We start from the raw sequence: 15,057 nt of genomic DNA on the forward strand, positions 1-15,057 counted from the left end.
TCGTTACCTTTCACTGCTTGGGGAGGGCATGAAACTGGCTTTTTAGGCGGAATTCGTTGCTACAAGCATCGAGTATGCGATTTTACGCACTTTTGTGGCCGACGCCAATCGTTTTTCTGGCCGAATGTGATGACAAGGCTTTCAGCCCGGGCCGCCATTCACCGCCTGCTGCGGGCGCAAGTTCGAAAAAGGGTGGCATCCGCCGCCCCTCGCCCCTGTGGTGGCCGGGAGCAAAAAAAAAAACGGGGTGGCAGTGCCACCCCGTCGCGATTCCCGTCCCGTGTCAGACCCGGCGATAGGGCAGATAGACAGGCTCCCACATGTGGCTCAGGATGTGCTGCTGCAGATCCTGGCCAATCAGCGGATGGGAGGGGTCGCGTCGCACTATGTCCTTGAGCACGGCGGTCGCCACGTGTACCGAGATGTTGCGCAGCTCGCTGATCCTCGGGTAGACGGTGCCCCGGGCGAGATCCGCCTCATCCACGCACTCCGCCAGCGCGAAGGCCGCTGTGGTGAAGATGTCCGGGCTTATCTCGCGGATCTGGCTGACGATGGCGGCCAGCCCCACACCGGGGAAGATGAAGACGTTGTTGCCCTGGCCGACCCGGAACGTCTGGCCCTCATGGTGCACGTCCTTGAACGGACTGCCGGTGGCGACGATGGCGCGGCCCTGGCTCCAGCGGAAGATGTCTTCCGGCAGCGCCTCGCAGTTGGCGGTGGGGTTGGAGAGGGGGAACACCATGGGGCGCTCGCAGTGGGCCAGCATCAGCTGGATATGCTCCTCCTGGAAGGCGCCACCGGCCCCGCTGGTGCCGAGCAGCACGCTGATGGGCACGTGGCGCAGCACCTCGGTCAGCCCCGCCTTGCCCTGCAGATCCCACTGGGCCAGCAGCAGGCCCGGCTTGGCGTAGCGGCGCTTGTATTCATCCAGCCCCTCGCGGTTGTCGCACACCAGCCCCTGGGTATCCAGGATGTAGATGCGATCCCGCGCCGCCTGCGGGTCCAGCCCCTCGCGGATCATCCCAGCGCAGATCTGATCCGCCACCCCGACTCCGCCGGCCCCGGCCCCATAGACCAGGTAGTGCTGCTGACCCAGGGTCTCGCCCTTGGACTTGACGGCACCTATGATGCCCGCCAGCACCACGGCCCCTGTGCCCTGGATGTCATCGTTGAACGAGGGCAGCGTCTGCTGGTAGCGCGACAGATTGTTGAAGGCGTTGGACTTGCTGAAGTCCTCCCACTGCAACACGGCGTTGGGGAAGTGGCGCTTGACCCCGGCCACGAACTTGTCGATGAAGTCGTCGTACTCCTTGCCGCGAATGCGGCGATGGGGCTGACCCAGGTACATGGGGTCGTCCAGCAGCGCCTGGTTGTCGGTGCCCACATCCAGCGCTATGGGCAGACAGCAGGCGGGATGGATGCCGGCCCCCAGGGTATAGAGGGAGAGCTTGCCAATGGGGATGCCCATGCCCCCCACCCCCTGATCGCCGATGCCGAGGATCCCCTGGCTGTCGGTCACGACGATGATGCGCACCGCCTTGGCGTCCATGTGGCGGGCGAGAGAACCCATGTCATCGACGTTCTTCGGGGTGATGTAGAGGCCACGGGGCTTCTGGAAGCGGTGGCTGAACTCCTGGCACGCCTTGCCCACGGTCGGGGTATAGATGTAGGGGGTCATCTCCTCCACGTGGCGCGACAGCAGGGCGTAGAACAGGGTCTCGTTGCGATCCTGCAGGGCCCGCAGGTTCTGGTACTTCTCGATGTCGCTGCAGGCGCTCAGGAAGCCCTGATAGACCCGATCCAGCTGGGCTTCGAAGGTCTGCACCTGGGGCGGCAAGAGGCCGTCGAGCTCGAAGTCGGCCCGCTCCTGTTCGGTGAAGGCGGTGCCCTTGTTGAGGTTGCGATCGTTGAGCAGATCGGTGCCTGTCAGTGCAACGGGGCGAAAGTCCTCTCCCTGTGCGTCTTTCCACAGCAGATATTGTCCGGTAGCCATAGTCATTCTCTTTGATTTACATGAAGTTGCCATTCGGCAGGAGAGCAAGACTCAGATTGCAGGGATCATATGACGTTTGGGGATTCGGTTTTGTGAGCTTGGGCATACCCTGCGGCCAAAGCCCCCTCTCCTGCCGGACTCGTGGCCGCCGGGCTTGCCCCGGCGGGGCGCTTGGCGCAAGATCGGCAGACACTCGATGCCGCCAGCGCCCTGCTGCGCGGCATGCCACCCTAGAGACCCCAGGAGCCCCATGAGCCGCAGCGACCTCCCCTTCCCCGTCTCCGCCGTGATCCTGGCCGGCGGCCGTGCCACCCGCATGGGGGGCGACGACAAGGGCTGGGTGCCCCTGGCGGGCAAGCCCCTGATAGTCCATGTGCTGGAGCGTCTGCGCCCCCAGGTGGACGAGGTGCTGATCAACGCCAACCGCAGCGAGGATCGCTACCGGGCGCTGGCCCCCGTCATCGGCGACGCGCAGGCCGACTTCCAGGGGCCGCTCGCTGGCATGCAGGCTGGCCTTGCCGCCGCCCGCCACGACTGGGTGCTGTTCGTGCCCTGCGACGGCCCCGCCCTGCCCCGGGATCTGATGGCCCGCTTTCGCGCCGCCATGACGGCGCAGAGCGAGCTGGTGGTGGCCCACGACGGCCAGCACCTGCAACCCGTGGTCGCCCTGCTCCATCGCGCCCTGCTCCCCTCACTGCAACTGGCCCTGGCAGAGGGAGAGCGCAAGACCGGGGCCTGGTTTGCCCGCCACCGGATGACGGTGGTGCCCTTTGCCGACCAGCCCGATGCCTTCGTCAACCTCAACAGCCCGGCCGAGCTCGCCGCCTACGAGGCGAGCCTGCCGCATCAGGAGCCGCTGGCGGGGGGCGTGCGACCATGAGCGCCCCAGGGCCCCTGCTCGGCTTCGTCGCCTGGAGCGGCACCGGCAAGACCACCCTGCTGGAGCGCCTCATCCCCCTGCTCGGCCAGCGCGGCCTGCGGCTCGGGGTGCTCAAGCATACCCATCACCGCTTCGACATGGACAAGCCGGGCAAGGACAGCCATCGCCTGCGCCAGGCCGGTGCCCGCCAGGTGATGGCGGCCTCCTCCCTGCGCCACGCCCTGATCTGCGAGACCCCGGAGCAAGAGCCCTCTCTGGAGGCGCTGCTGGCCCGTTTCGACTGGGCGCAGCTCGATCTGCTGCTGGTCGAGGGGTTCAAGCATCGCCATTTTCCCAAGATAGAGCTCCATCGCCGCGCCCTCGGCAGGCCCCTGCTGTTCCCGGAGGACCCGGACATAGTGGCGCTCATCAGCGATGCGCCGGAGGCAACGACCCTGCCCCAGTTTCGTTTCGAGGCTCTGGACGCCATCGCCGACTTCATCTGCGCCCGGCTGCCCCGGGATGCCAGCAGCCAGCCCACCTTGCCGCCGCTGCAGCTGCTCGCCCTGGCTCTGGAGGCCATGCCCAATCCGGCGGGGGAGGCTTGCCTGCCCGGCCACCTCAGCCAGGATGCCAACGGCTGCTTGCAGGTGCGCCCGGCAAGTGCTTTCATGCCTTCTGCCCTGCCCCCGGCCAACTGTGTGATCGAGTGCCCTGCCCGATCGGCCATCACCCAGGGTGAACGGGTCCGGATCCGCCTCTTGCCGTGATGGGGAGCGTCCGCCGGCACGGCAACACGAGATGATCAACCTGACATGAGACGACTTCCTTGCGCCTGAACACGCCGCTCTCCCGCTTCGATCTGCTGATCTATGGTCGCTACCGCCTGGTCCACGGCCTGCGCATCGCCCTGGCCTTCACCCTCACCTTCCTGCTGACCCGGGAGCTCAAGCTGCCGGAGAGCACCTGGCCCCTCATCACCCTGGTGGTGGTGATGGGCCCCATCTCGTTCTGGGGCAACGTGCTCTCCCGGGCGCTGCAACGGGTGGTCGGCACCATCTTCGGTGCCGCCTGCGGGGTGGTGGCCCTCTATCTGGAGCTCGACTCCCTGCCCCTGATGCTGGTCTGGTGCAGCGCCATCATGTTCCTGTGCGGCTACCTGGCGCTCGGCAAGCGCCCCTATGTGGGGCTGCTCATCGGCATCACCCTGGGGGTCATAGTCGGCGGGGTGCCGGGAGACATAGAGACGGCGCTCTGGCGCAGCGGCGACGTCATCCTGGGATCCATGCTGGCCCTGCTGTTTTGCAGCATCTACCCCCAGCGGGCCTATACCCACTGGCGGCTGCAGATGCACGACAGCCTGCAGCAGGCGCAACGGATCTATCACACCCACCTCTCCCCCAATATCCTGGAGCGCCCCAGGCTGGCCCAAAGCCACGCCCGCCTGCTCACCAAGATAGTCAGCCTGCGCCCCCTGCTGACGCCCGCCGTCAAGGAGACCCGTCTCAACAGCTCACTGTTCGAGGCCGTCCAGACCACGATGCGCAACACCTTCTGCACCCTGGAGATGCTGGCCAACACCTACTGGCGCGATCGCCAGAGCCACTTCCTGATGCAGAGCCACCCCGGCCTGCGCGCCTGCCAGCAGGCCACGGAGGCGGTGATCATCCAGCTCGCCCTCATGCTCAAGAGCGGCGACAGCAGCGCCGCCGAGCAGGCCATCGCCCGATTGCAGGCGGCGGCCGCCGAGGTGCAGGCCGAGGTGCGCCCGGGGGCCGACGACGAGGCCACCATCAGCGGCTACCTCTGGCTCAACCTGCAGCTCACCGAGCAGATAGCCCACCTCCACCGCCTGCTGGGGCTGGTGATGAACCCGCCCCGCAGCCAGGGCGGCAAACCGGGCTAACAGAACGCCCCGCATTGCGGGGCGTTCCTGTCTTTGGTCTCCGTCCCCTCGGGCCATGACGACGCCGTCGGCCTTAGCCGGCCTGCGCCAGGGGCTGCTCGGGGCTGAGGTAGAGGGAGAAGTCCCGGATCCCCGCCTGAAGGGCGGCGAAACAGTCGGGATCGATGGCGCTGCCCAGATGCTCGGCCATCATCTCCAGCGCCTGGGGCACAGGGATCGCGTCCCGATAGGGGCGCTTGGCGGTGATGGCGTCGAAGATGTCGGCGGTGGTGATGATGCGCGTCTCAAGGGAGATCTCCGCCCCCTTGAGTCCCTTGGGGTAGCCCTTGCCGTCCAGCCGCTCATGGTGGGCCCCGGCCACCTGGGCCAGCTCCTCGAAAGCGCCGATGCGGCTCAGGATCTCCTCGGTATAGGCGGCATGCAGCTGCACCGCCGCCCACTCCTGCCCATCGAGCTTGCCCGGCTTGTCGAGGATGGCGTTGCTCACCCCGAGCTTGCCCACGTCGTGAAGCAGGGCCCCCCGCTTGAGCCAGCGCCGTCTCGATGCAGACAAGCCCATCTGGGCGGCGAGAATGTCGGTATAGAGCGCCACCCTGCCGCTGTGACCCGCGGTATAGGGGCTCTTGGAGTCCACCACCTGACCGAAGGCCGCGGCGATTTCGTCCAGATAATCCTCATCGAGCGCCACCTCCCCCTGACCTGCCGGGTGGTCGAAGACCCACTCGGTCAGCCTGGGATCCACCAGCCCCTGCCAGAACGCCTCGTTGGCCAGCGCCTCAAACTCGGCGACCAGGGCGGGATCAAACCAGCTGCCGCTGCGCTCGCGCAGCTCCCTGAGCGCCGCATCCGGCCCTGCGGCGGCATGAAACACATCCACCACCTGACAGAGCAGGGCGATGCGGGAGAAGAGCGGGATCGCCTCCCCCGCCAGTTGCAGCGGCCGCCCCTTGCCATTCCAGTGCTCATCGAGGGAGAGGATGCCGTTGGCCACCTCGTCACTGAAACGCAGCTGGCGAGCGATGTCCGCCCCCCGGTGACAGCGGGTCTGGATCAGCTCGTTGGCTATCTGATCGCCGTTGCGAAAGATGTGGAACAGGCTGCGAAAACGGCCGAGCAGATCCGCCTGCAAGCCGGTGTGACCCAGCACGAAGTTGACCACCTCGGAGAGGGAGCCATCCACCAGTTTGAAGTCGCGCTTGAAGTGAAGATCGTCGGTGAGATAGAGCTCGCAGATGCGGGCGGCATTGCTGCTGCACCCCAGATCCTTGAGCAGCAGGGTGTAATAGAGGTCATGGCGCTGCCGGGCATCCAGTCCCAGCCGCTCCCCCAGACGGGCACCTATCCAGCAGCAGCGGATGCAGTGTCCTCGTGGTTGACCCTCGGTCATGTCCAGGGCATGACTGAGGGAACCAATCAATTCAGCCAACCGCAATCCGGTCACCGCCATAGCCTGCTCTCCCTTAGACATAATGGCGATCTTGCCAGCCGCTTGATGGCGATCTTGCCAGCCGCTTGTTTATACCCTTTTCAGATGGAAAAAGATCGGCTTTCTGACGAAGTTACACTTCCACCTTGCCTGCGCCTGCCTTTTCGTCCAGCTGCTTGCGGGTCAGGGTCGAGACCAGCTTGTCGTCCAGGTAGATGTCCAGCAGCTCGCCGCGCATCTCCCCGCGCATCATGTCGCGATGGCCGTCGATATAGTGGATCTCCATCTGGGCCGTGCGCTCGTCCGGGTAGCTCACCTTCACCTCGCGCACCCCTTGCGGCAGCATGGCGAGCGGCACCTTGTTGAGGGCCGGATCCAGATGCTGGTTGACCTTGATCACCGCATCGGCCTTGTGATCCACCAGGGCCGGGGACTTGCCGGTGATGGGGTTCTTGCCAGACCAGAATTCGATGGTGTTGAACACGAACAGATCCGCCGTTGCCGCCAGGCCATAGACGGGGGAGAGCAGGACGAAGACACCGGCACGGCCGTAGCGATTGTCCACCACGCTGAGGTTGCCCTTGGTCACCATGGAGGAGAGCCCCATCTGCCCCATGCAACCGCCGAGCCCCATGCTCGCCACCGTCCCCAGCAGCAGGGCCAGGGCCCTGCCTTTCTGTCGTACTGCCATTGTTCTCTACCCCTCAATGAAAAATGAGGCGGCAGCCTAAACAAGGGGGCGGGGCGCCACAATTCACAAGGCCGGGGTGGTACAGCCAGGGTTCAGCTTGGTGGCTTGTTCGCTCACTCTTTTGGCGATCTCGCCAGAGGGTGTCGCAACCGCAGGCGGCTCAGATGGAGAGTGCCGAGACCGTCTGGGAGACCCGGCTCGCCTCCTGGTGGATGTCGTTCATCAGCTTGTCCACCTCGCTGATTTGCTGCTTGCCGAGTTCGGCGCTGCCCGCCACCCCGGCCATGTCGTCGGTCACCCTGGCGGTCAGCTCGCGGTTCTTCTGCACCACCTTGGCTATCTCGGCGGTGGAAAGGGAGGTGCGGGCCGCCAGCTGGCGCACCTCGTCCGCCACCACGGCAAAACCCCGTCCCTGCTCCCCCGCCCGCGCCGCCTCGATGGCGGCGTTCAGAGCCAGCAAATTGGTCTGATCGGCGATGGCGCTGATGGTCGAGACGATGGCCTCTATGCTCCTGGACTGCTCGTTGAGCTGGCCGACGAGGGCGATGGCCTGATCCACCTGGGCGGCGATGAGGGAAGAGGTATCGACCACGGCGCGCAGCAGCTCGGCCCCGGCCTCGGCGCTGCAGAGGGTCTCCTGCGCCGTGCTGTGGGCGAGGCGGGCCGCTTCCCGGGTGGCGTGGTTCTGCTCGATGCGGGCCGTGATGTCGCTGGCGAACTTGACGACCTTCACCACCTTGCCGCTCTGATCCCGGATCGGGTTGTAGGTGGCCTCCAGCCAGACGGCGTCTCCCCGGCTGTTGTGGCGCATGAAGAGACCGGACTTGAACTGGCCACGGGCCAGCTCCTCCCAGAACCTGGGCTGCTCGCGCAGGAAGGCCTCATCGCAGAAGATCCTGTGATGCTTGCCCGCAATCTCGTTCAGGCGATAGCCCATGGTGTCCAGGAAGTTGGCGTTGGCGCCGATGATCTCGCCGCTTGGGGTGAACTCTATCATGGCCCGGGAGCGGTCCAGCGCCTGGGAGAGCGCCTCCAGGTGTTGCAGCCGCTGATGCCGGGCCGTCACATCGCTGGCCAGCTTCACCACCCGGGTCACCCTGCCCTGGGTCTTCACCGGGAAATAGCTCGCCTCCAGCCAGCGGGTCTCCCCCTGCCTGTTCACCCGCTCGAAGGTGCCGGACTGCGCCTCCCCCTGGGCGAGGCGGCGCCAGAACTGCTGATAGTCGGTGGAGCCGGTCCAGCCTTCGGGGCAGAGCAGGCGGTGGTGGCGCCCCTGCAGCTCGCCCGCGCCATATCCCATCAGGCTCAGGAAGGGCTCGCTGACCTCCAGGATCTCCCCGTCCGGGCTGAAGATGATGGTCGCGGCACTGCCCTTGATCGCCTGGGCGAAGCCCTGCTCTTCCTCGAGCCGAGCCTGACAGGCCTGCAACTGCGCCTTGAGTTTGTGATTGAACATGACACTCCTACCTCGTTGACGATCCGGATCGGCACCACAGCCTCCCCCACTGACTGTATCGGCCCCGCGAGTCTCAAGATGAGTGGTCAGATGACCTTGGACCACGGGGCGCGCAGTGTAGAGAAAAGCAACGCCGCCGCCAAGAGCGCCAGTACGTAAAAGAATCGACTCAGGATCACTGCGCCTCGCTCAGGGCGCCGGGCACCACTCCAGGCAGGCCGGGTTGGAAACAAAACCGAGCCGCTCGTAGAGCGGACGCCCCTGATCGCTGGCGTGCAGCCACAGCTTGCCCAGCCGCTGTTCCCGGGCGTGGGCCGCCATGGCATCGAGCAGGACGCTCGCCATGCCCCGCTTACGCCAGGCCGGCCGGGTATACATGTTGAGCAGATAGGCCTCGCGCCCCGCCAGGTTGCCCGGATAGGGGGGCCGCACGAAGAGCGCCAGGGTGCCGCACGCCACCGCCTCCCCTTCGACCTCCACCAGCCAGGAGCGGGCGCTGCCCTCTTCCTGTGCCCGGGTGAAATAGGTCAGCGTCGCCTGCCAGAGGGCGGGGTCCTCATCGGGCCGGGCAAGCTCCCCCATCTCGCAAAAGAGCGCCATGCGAAGATGCACCAGGGCGGGAATGTCGGCGGCCAGGGCCTCGCGAACCATCATCTATATCTCCTTCGGTGACATGACAGGAAGGGGCCCGCAGTCCCCTTCATCTGGCAGCCACGTTAATGGCCGCTGCGCCCCTTTGCAAGGCGCCAGCTGTCCAGCGACAGGGGGCCAGCCCCCCACACCGCCAGGGTCAGCAGCATCCAGCCCCACAATTGGTGATCGTGAAAGCCCCCCGCCCACAGGGTGGGATAGGAGATGACCGCCATGGCGTTGAAGCCAAACAGCAGCAAGGCGACCGGGCGGGTGAAGAGCCCCGCCAGCAGGAAGAGCGGCAGCAGCAGCTCGGTCGCGGTGCCCGCGTAGGCCGCCCACTGCCAGGGCAGCAGGGGCACCTGATACTCGAACTCGAACAGGTAGAGGGTGGAGTCCCAGGCCGTGAACTTGAGCCAGCCGGATCGCAGGAAGACGGCGGCGACCCAGAGCCTGGCCAGCAGCAGCAGGGCGCCGCTGCACCAGGGCAGAATGCGCTCGGCAAAGAGGCCAAGCGGCTTGGTGAGAGTCTGTGTTGTCATGGGGCAAGCTCCAGATCGACCAGCAGATCGAGGGTGATGAGGGGGGTCAGGTGTTCGGCCATGGTCGGCTCCCGGGCCAGCAGGCTGGCCAGCGGCCTGCCCTGCTGGCAGCCTTGCAGCAGGCGCCAGGCGGCAGCATCCAGGGGAATGGGCTCGACCCTGTGGCCGGGGCGTTTTTTCAGGGCCAGCCAGCAGGGGGCATCCAGCCCGCTGACCGTCTCCCCGCCGTGCAGGGCCATCTGCCAGAGCGCCAGCACCGGATGACGGCTCTCGAGCAGCAGCAGATCGCAGGCGGGATGCAGCACCAGCCGATCCCACTGGGCCGGGGCAAGGGCGGCGAGCCGCTCGGCGGGCCAGCGCCTGGACTCTGGCGCCAGCAGGGAGGCGCGCTCCAGCAGCCACTCGAAGCGGGCCAGCTCCCCGAGCCAGGGCAGAGCCCGGGTGGTGGGCAAGCCTTCGAGCCAGTCGCCAAAACCCTCCCCATAGTCCATGACGCTCCCCTCCTCCAGGGGGGCGGTCAGCACGAACCCTCGCGCCGCCGCCTCAAAGAAGGTCTCCCCCACCATGGCGCGTACCGCGGGATAGCTGCTGGCGAGCACCTCGGTGAGGCCGAGGATGAAGTTGTTGCGATAGATCTGCAGCAGGGCGTCGGGGGCAAAGCGCCCCGGCTGGATGTGCGCGAGGATGGCGTCATCCTCCCCGAGCAGACCGCTCGCAAAGCAGCTTTGCAGGGAGGCCAGCTCAGACATGGGTGGCCTCCCGGGAGGTTGGCTGCGCCGCGCTCAGTATGGCGTCGGCACGTCCGGCCTCTTCCAGCAGCACAGGCAAGGGGGGTATCTCCAGATCCCACTCGATCAGGGTGGGGATGGCGCAAAGCCCGCAGATCTGCCGATAGAGCGCCCACACCGGCTCGGCCACAGGGGCGCTGTGGGTGTCGATATAGAGGTGCCCCTGGGGCAGGGCCTTGTCGGTAAACCCGGCCAGGTGGATCTCCCCGACCGTCCCGAGATCGATGGTGGCCAGGTAGTCGGCGCAATCCAAGCCGTGATTGACGCTGCTGACATAAAGGTTATTGAGATCGAGCAGGACGCCGCAGCCGCTGCGCCGCGCCAGCTCCGCCAGAAACTCAGCCTCCCCCATCTCCCCGGGCAGCTGCAGGTAGGAAGAGGGATTCTCGATGAGCAGTTGCCGGCCCAGGGCCTGCTGCACCCGCTCTATCTTGTCGCTCATGTGCGAGAGGGCCTCGCGGGTGTAGGGCATGGGCAGCAGATCGTTGAAATAGCGCCCGCCTATGCTGCCCCAGCTCAGGTGCTCGGAGACCCGCACCGGCGAGATGGCCGCCACCAGGGCCGCCACCAGGGCCGCCAGCTGGCGCAGGTGCGCAGGGTCGAGCGGGTCGGCGGAGCCAAGGGACATGCCGACCCCGTGCAGGCTGACGGGGTAGTGCCCGGCGAGCTCGGCCAGCACCTCGAAGCCCTTGCCGTGGCGCTCGAAGTAGTTTTCGCTGTGCACCTCGAGCCAGCCTACCCCGGGCAGGGTCTGGCGGATCTCGTCATAGTGGGGGGGGCGTAAACCTATACCGATCAAGGGGTTCATGGCGGGGCTCTCTCAAAAGATGAGGGCCATGATGTGGCGGGCGCCACACCATGGCACAGTGCTTACTTGGGTTGCAGCGACCCGCCAGCGAGCTTCTCGCACAGGCCCTTGGGCACCACCACGAAGGCATCCCCCTGGGCATCCATCTTGGCGGTACCGGCGCAGGAGCCCCCCTTGGTGGCGCAATCGTTCTTGCCCGCCTTGACCACGCCGTAGCACTTCTCCTTGTCGTCCGCCGCCATGACTGGCGCGGCGATGAACTGGGCACCCAGGGCCAGCAGACCCGTCATGGCAGAGGCAATGGCAGTACTCTTTTTCACGTTCATGTCCATTTTCCTTATTGTCGTGAGTGGTGTCTCCGGCGCATCTCATCCGGTTACGTCCAATAGAACCGGACGAGGGGAGAAAAGATTTCCCCAAAATTGAAAAAATCCTGAAAAAAAGCCAACAAAAAACCAATAACATATTGTTTTAAATGAATATAAATTTAATCGAAAAATGGGGATATGCGGCGGCGCGGCCATCCCTTGTCAAGGGGGCCTTGCTCCGCCACCGCACAGGCACCACAACAAGAGAGGGGCACATGGCCCCTCTCTTTTCCCAGACGAGCACCTTCCCAAGGCGCTCGCTCACCCCTTGCCCCTGGGCTCAGGTGGTCTTGACACACTTTTGCACGAAGCTGTTCTTGGCCGCCCCGACGAGCTTCTTGTCGGCGGCCGCCTTCTCGCACTGGGCCGCCTTGTCGGTGGCGGCGTCCGTCTTCACACACTTCTGGATAAAGCTGTTCTTGGCCGCCCCGGCCAGCTTCTTGTCGGCGGCCGCCTTCTCGCACTGGCTCGCCTTGGTGCTGGCCGAGGCATCCTTGACGCACTTGCCCACAAAGCTGGTCTTGGCGGCGCCCGCCAGCTTCTTCACCGCGGCCTGCGCCTCGCACTCCTGCTGCGCCGCGCTGTGGGCCGTCCCCATACCGAACAAAATTACCGTCATCAGGATGGCAATGAATTTCATCTGGCAAACCCTCGTTGTTGATTTGATTGTGATTCTGGCGACAAAGGGACAAGGCTCAGCGCCCCTCTCCTTTCAGGTTGCACTATAGTCGCCCCGTTTGAAGACAACCAAGCCGCCCCCCTGTGTTCCGCCAGAGGCGGGAGCGGGCGCACCTGGGGGGAGCGACCAGAATGCCCGCTCTTTTAGTCTCTTTTGTGAACAATGGCCCTATAGTGTCTTGAGTCCCTCTACCCAAAGGTGCCCCATGAACGCTCCTCGCCCCCCCAGATGCACACTGTCACTGCCCATCTTCATCCCGGGTCTGCTCTTCATCCTGGGGCTGCTGGCCGTCTGCTCCCTGGCGCCGGAGGCGGCCGCCCGCTTCTTCGGCAGCGGCCAGAGCTGGATAGCCGATCACTTCAGCTGGTTCTATGTGCTGGTGGTCGGCATGTTCCTGATCCTGCTGCTGGTGCTGGCCTTCAGCAGCTACGGCAACATCCGGCTCGGGCCGGACGACGCCAGGCCCGAGTTCAGCTTCACCTCCTGGCTCGCCATGCTGTTTGCCGCCGGCATGGGCATAGGGCTCATGTATTTCGGGGTGGGCGAGCCCATGACCCACTTCGTCTCCCCGCCCCAGGCGCCCCCTCTGACCCCGGTGGCCGCCCGCGAGGCCATGGTCACCACCTTCTTCCACTGGGGCTTTCACGCCTGGGCCATCTACGCCATCGTCGGCCTGGTGCTGGCCTACTTCGGCTTTCGCTACAACCTGCCCCTGACCATACGCTCGGGCCTCTACCCCATCTTCAAGGAGAAGATCCACGGCCCGCTCGGCCACGCGGTGGACGTCTTCGCCCTGGTGGGCACCATCTTCGGCATCGCCACCACCCTAGGTTACGGGGTCTTGCAACTGTCGGCGGGGATCACCCGGCTCACCGGGATGGACACCTCGGGGGAGCTGTTCCGCTTCGGCCTCATCGGGGTCGTCATCGCCCTGGCCGGTCTGTCGGCGGTCACCGGGCTCGACAAGGGGGTCAAGCGCCTCTCCGAGCTGAACCTCTTCCTCGCCATAGTGCTGCTGCTGTTCGTGCTGGTGGCCGGCCCCACCCAGTACCTGCTGGGGGCCCTGTCCGAGAACATAGGCAACTATGTCTCCTCTTTGAGCCAGCTCACCTTCCGCACCTTCACCTACAGCGAGACCCGCCAGGCGGGCTGGTTTGGCAACTGGACCCTGCTCTACTGGGCATGGTGGATCTCCTGGTCCCCCTTCGTCGGCCTCTTCATCGCCCGCATCTCCCGCGGGCGCACCCTGCGCGAGTTCATCCTGGGCGTCTTGTTCGTGCCCACCGCCTTCAACCTGCTGTGGATGACGGTGTTCGGCAACGCGGCCATCTGGGCCAGTCAGCAGGAGGGGGGCCAGACCCTGATCGACTCGGTCGGCAACATAGACACCCTGCTGTTCAACTTCTTTGACCTCTTGCCGGGGGCCGACATCACCTCGGCGCTGGCGGTGATCCTCATCAGCGTCTTCTTCGTCACCTCCGCCGACTCGGGGGCCTTCGTCATCGACAACATCGCCACCCAGGGCAAGGAGGGCTCCCCCATCTGGCAGCGCCTGTTCTGGGCCCTGCTGCTCGGTGTCACCGCGGGCACCCTGATGAGCACGGGGGGGCTGGCGGCGCTGCAATCCATGACGCTCATCGCCGCCCTGCCATTCGCCTTCATCATGGTGCTGCTCTGCCTCGGTCTGGTGCGCGGCCTCATCGCGGACAAGGAGCACTCGGCCAGGCGCCTCTCCCCCGCCACCGATTTTTGGAACGGCAAGCAGTGGCGCACCCGCATGGATCACCTGCTGAGCCCTTCCACCGAGGAGGATGCCCGCAGGTTCCTGCGCGAGACAGCCCTGCCCGCCCTGACCGCCCTGTGCCGGGAATTCGAGGCCCGCGGGCTCACCAGCCGGGTCGAGCAGGATGCGGATCAGTGCCACCTGCTGGTGCCTCAGGAGGGACGGCGGGACTTCTGCTACGGGGTGCGCATCGAGGCCCGCCCCGCCCCCGCCTTCAACCCCCTGGAGGCGACCCACAACCACGATCCCGAGGCCCGCATCTTCGAGCCCATCACCTTCTTCGCCGACGGCCGCGCCGGTTACGACATCCAGTACCTGACCCGGGACGAGCTGAGCGCCGACGTCTTGCGCCAGTACGAACGCTATCTGGTGCTGAGCCAGGACCAGGGGCAGGATCTGCTAAGCGCGGCACCGGAGCACAGCCCGCCGGAGTCTGGGACCTGATGGCCCGTCGGGGCGGCGGTTAATCAGGCCTGCTCCGGGGAAGGAGACGGCCATATAATCAAGGGATAGAAGGCAGCCTAGGCACTAACTAACGCTTGATAAAAAGAGAAAGGGCCCAAGGCCCCTCTTGCTACACTGTACTCCTCGCCAGAGTCCAGCGATTTTCACGCACTTTCCGACAAAGCTGGTCTTGGCTGTCCCCGCCAGTTTCTTAGCCACAGCCTACGCCTCGCATTGCTGCTGAACCTAGTCTTGGGCAAAAACCAAGTTGATCAACAGGGTACCGCTACGGAGCAGGCCGGACAGGATGGCAATATGCTTCATATGACGTTCCTATTGTGATGTGTTTGCAACTGCTGATTGTTGCCGCTGATCCTCTGTATCGCCAAGAGCCGATGACCAGACAGGGAGCCCCCTAACAAGCCTCCTCCCAACGACAAGCCTTTCCCCTCTTCCTCACCAGCACCAATAAAATCGAGGGAGTGTATGTCGAATTGCTATTCGATGAGATTGGTTGAATCGAGGCAAAAAATGCGATTTTTCTGATAGTTACATTACCTTTTGACTGGCAAGCGCAGATAAAAACGGCGTAATATAGCAAAATGGTGCCTATTGAATTGCAGTGGGCAACAGCCCTCGCTGGTCAATGGAGCATATTGGAAGCTGTAATCCACGGGCGGTAGC

The 15,057-nt window shown here is 65.0% G+C and carries 13 protein-coding genes and 2 pseudogenes; 4 read left to right on the plus strand and 11 right to left on the minus strand.

Features of this window, described 5'->3' with window-relative positions:
• Positions 1-283 precede the first annotated feature (283 nt).
• Positions 284-1,993 carry an NAD-dependent malic enzyme gene (locus AC3WR3_RS04865; RefSeq protein WP_492291324.1) on the minus strand — a complete coding sequence of 570 codons (1,710 nt, stop codon included), beginning with the start codon at positions 1,991-1,993 and terminating at the stop codon, positions 284-286.
• A 250-nt stretch (positions 1,994-2,243) separates the two neighbouring features.
• On the opposite strand from AC3WR3_RS04865, the gene mobA reads away from it, so the two are divergent.
• The 3 genes and pseudogenes from mobA (at position 2,244) to AC3WR3_RS04880 (ending at position 4,758) form a co-directional block, all read left to right on the plus strand.
• A complete protein-coding gene (mobA, locus tag AC3WR3_RS04870; RefSeq protein WP_492291325.1) occupies positions 2,244-2,873 on the plus strand; it encodes a molybdenum cofactor guanylyltransferase MobA in 630 nt (209 codons plus the stop codon).
• Positions 2,870-3,358, plus strand: a pseudogene (gene mobB / locus AC3WR3_RS04875) (molybdopterin-guanine dinucleotide biosynthesis protein B); the annotation flags it as partial. The gene mobA and the pseudogene mobB, both read left to right, overlap by 4 nt.
• Positions 3,359-3,681: 323 nt before the next feature.
• Positions 3,682-4,758 carry an FUSC family protein gene (locus AC3WR3_RS04880; RefSeq protein WP_492291326.1) on the plus strand — a complete coding sequence of 359 codons (1,077 nt, stop codon included), beginning with the start codon at positions 3,682-3,684 and terminating at the stop codon, positions 4,756-4,758.
• Between the two features lie 73 nt (positions 4,759-4,831).
• On the opposite strand, the gene AC3WR3_RS04885 is transcribed toward AC3WR3_RS04880, so the two are convergent.
• The 9 genes from AC3WR3_RS04885 to AC3WR3_RS04925 form a co-directional block, all read right to left on the minus strand.
• Positions 4,832-6,205, minus strand: a complete 1,374-nt coding sequence (locus AC3WR3_RS04885; RefSeq protein WP_492291366.1) for an HD-GYP domain-containing protein — start codon at positions 6,203-6,205, stop codon at positions 4,832-4,834.
• A 112-nt stretch (positions 6,206-6,317) separates the two neighbouring features.
• Positions 6,318-6,875, minus strand: coding sequence for a DUF3332 domain-containing protein (locus tag AC3WR3_RS04890; RefSeq protein WP_265435435.1), 558 nt, complete (start codon positions 6,873-6,875; stop codon positions 6,318-6,320).
• A 160-nt stretch (positions 6,876-7,035) separates the two neighbouring features.
• A complete protein-coding gene (locus tag AC3WR3_RS04895) occupies positions 7,036-8,331 on the minus strand; it encodes a methyl-accepting chemotaxis protein (protein WP_319918257.1) in 1,296 nt (431 codons plus the stop codon).
• Between the two features lie 189 nt (positions 8,332-8,520).
• Positions 8,521-8,985 (minus strand): GNAT family N-acetyltransferase, encoded by a 465-nt coding sequence (locus tag AC3WR3_RS04900; protein ID WP_492291327.1) that lies wholly within the window; start codon positions 8,983-8,985, stop codon positions 8,521-8,523.
• Positions 8,986-9,047: 62 nt separating this feature from the next.
• A complete protein-coding gene (locus AC3WR3_RS04905) occupies positions 9,048-9,503 on the minus strand; it encodes a DoxX family protein (RefSeq protein WP_479758711.1) in 456 nt (151 codons plus the stop codon).
• On the minus strand, positions 9,500-10,252 hold the full coding sequence (locus AC3WR3_RS04910; protein WP_492291328.1) for an HvfC/BufC family peptide modification chaperone: 753 nt from the start codon (positions 10,250-10,252) through the stop codon (positions 9,500-9,502). The genes AC3WR3_RS04905 and AC3WR3_RS04910 overlap by 4 nt, the downstream gene beginning before the upstream one ends.
• A complete protein-coding gene (gene bufB / locus AC3WR3_RS04915) occupies positions 10,245-11,099 on the minus strand; it encodes an MNIO family bufferin maturase (RefSeq protein ID WP_492291329.1) in 855 nt (284 codons plus the stop codon). The genes AC3WR3_RS04910 and bufB overlap by 8 nt, the downstream gene beginning before the upstream one ends.
• 62 nt (positions 11,100-11,161) lie before the next feature.
• Positions 11,162-11,425: a BufA1 family periplasmic bufferin-type metallophore gene (locus tag AC3WR3_RS04920; RefSeq protein WP_139439338.1), complete on the minus strand. Its 264-nt coding sequence runs from the start codon at positions 11,423-11,425 to the stop codon at positions 11,162-11,164.
• Positions 11,426-11,747: 322 nt separating this feature from the next.
• Positions 11,748-12,107, minus strand: coding sequence for a hypothetical protein (locus tag AC3WR3_RS04925; RefSeq protein WP_492291330.1), 360 nt, complete (start codon positions 12,105-12,107; stop codon positions 11,748-11,750).
• Positions 12,108-12,351: 244 nt separating this feature from the next.
• Here AC3WR3_RS04925 and AC3WR3_RS04930 point away from each other — a divergent pair, with 244 nt between their 5' ends.
• Positions 12,352-14,373 carry a BCCT family transporter gene (locus AC3WR3_RS04930; RefSeq protein WP_492291331.1) on the plus strand — a complete coding sequence of 674 codons (2,022 nt, stop codon included), beginning with the start codon at positions 12,352-12,354 and terminating at the stop codon, positions 14,371-14,373.
• Between the two features lie 126 nt (positions 14,374-14,499).
• Here the strand turns inward: AC3WR3_RS04930 and AC3WR3_RS04935 are convergent.
• Positions 14,500-14,726, minus strand: a pseudogene (locus AC3WR3_RS04935) (hypothetical protein); the annotation flags it as partial.
• Between the last annotated feature and the right edge of the window lie 331 nt (positions 14,727-15,057).

The organism is Aeromonas sp. EU05-FHT14A05, assembly GCF_058791175.1.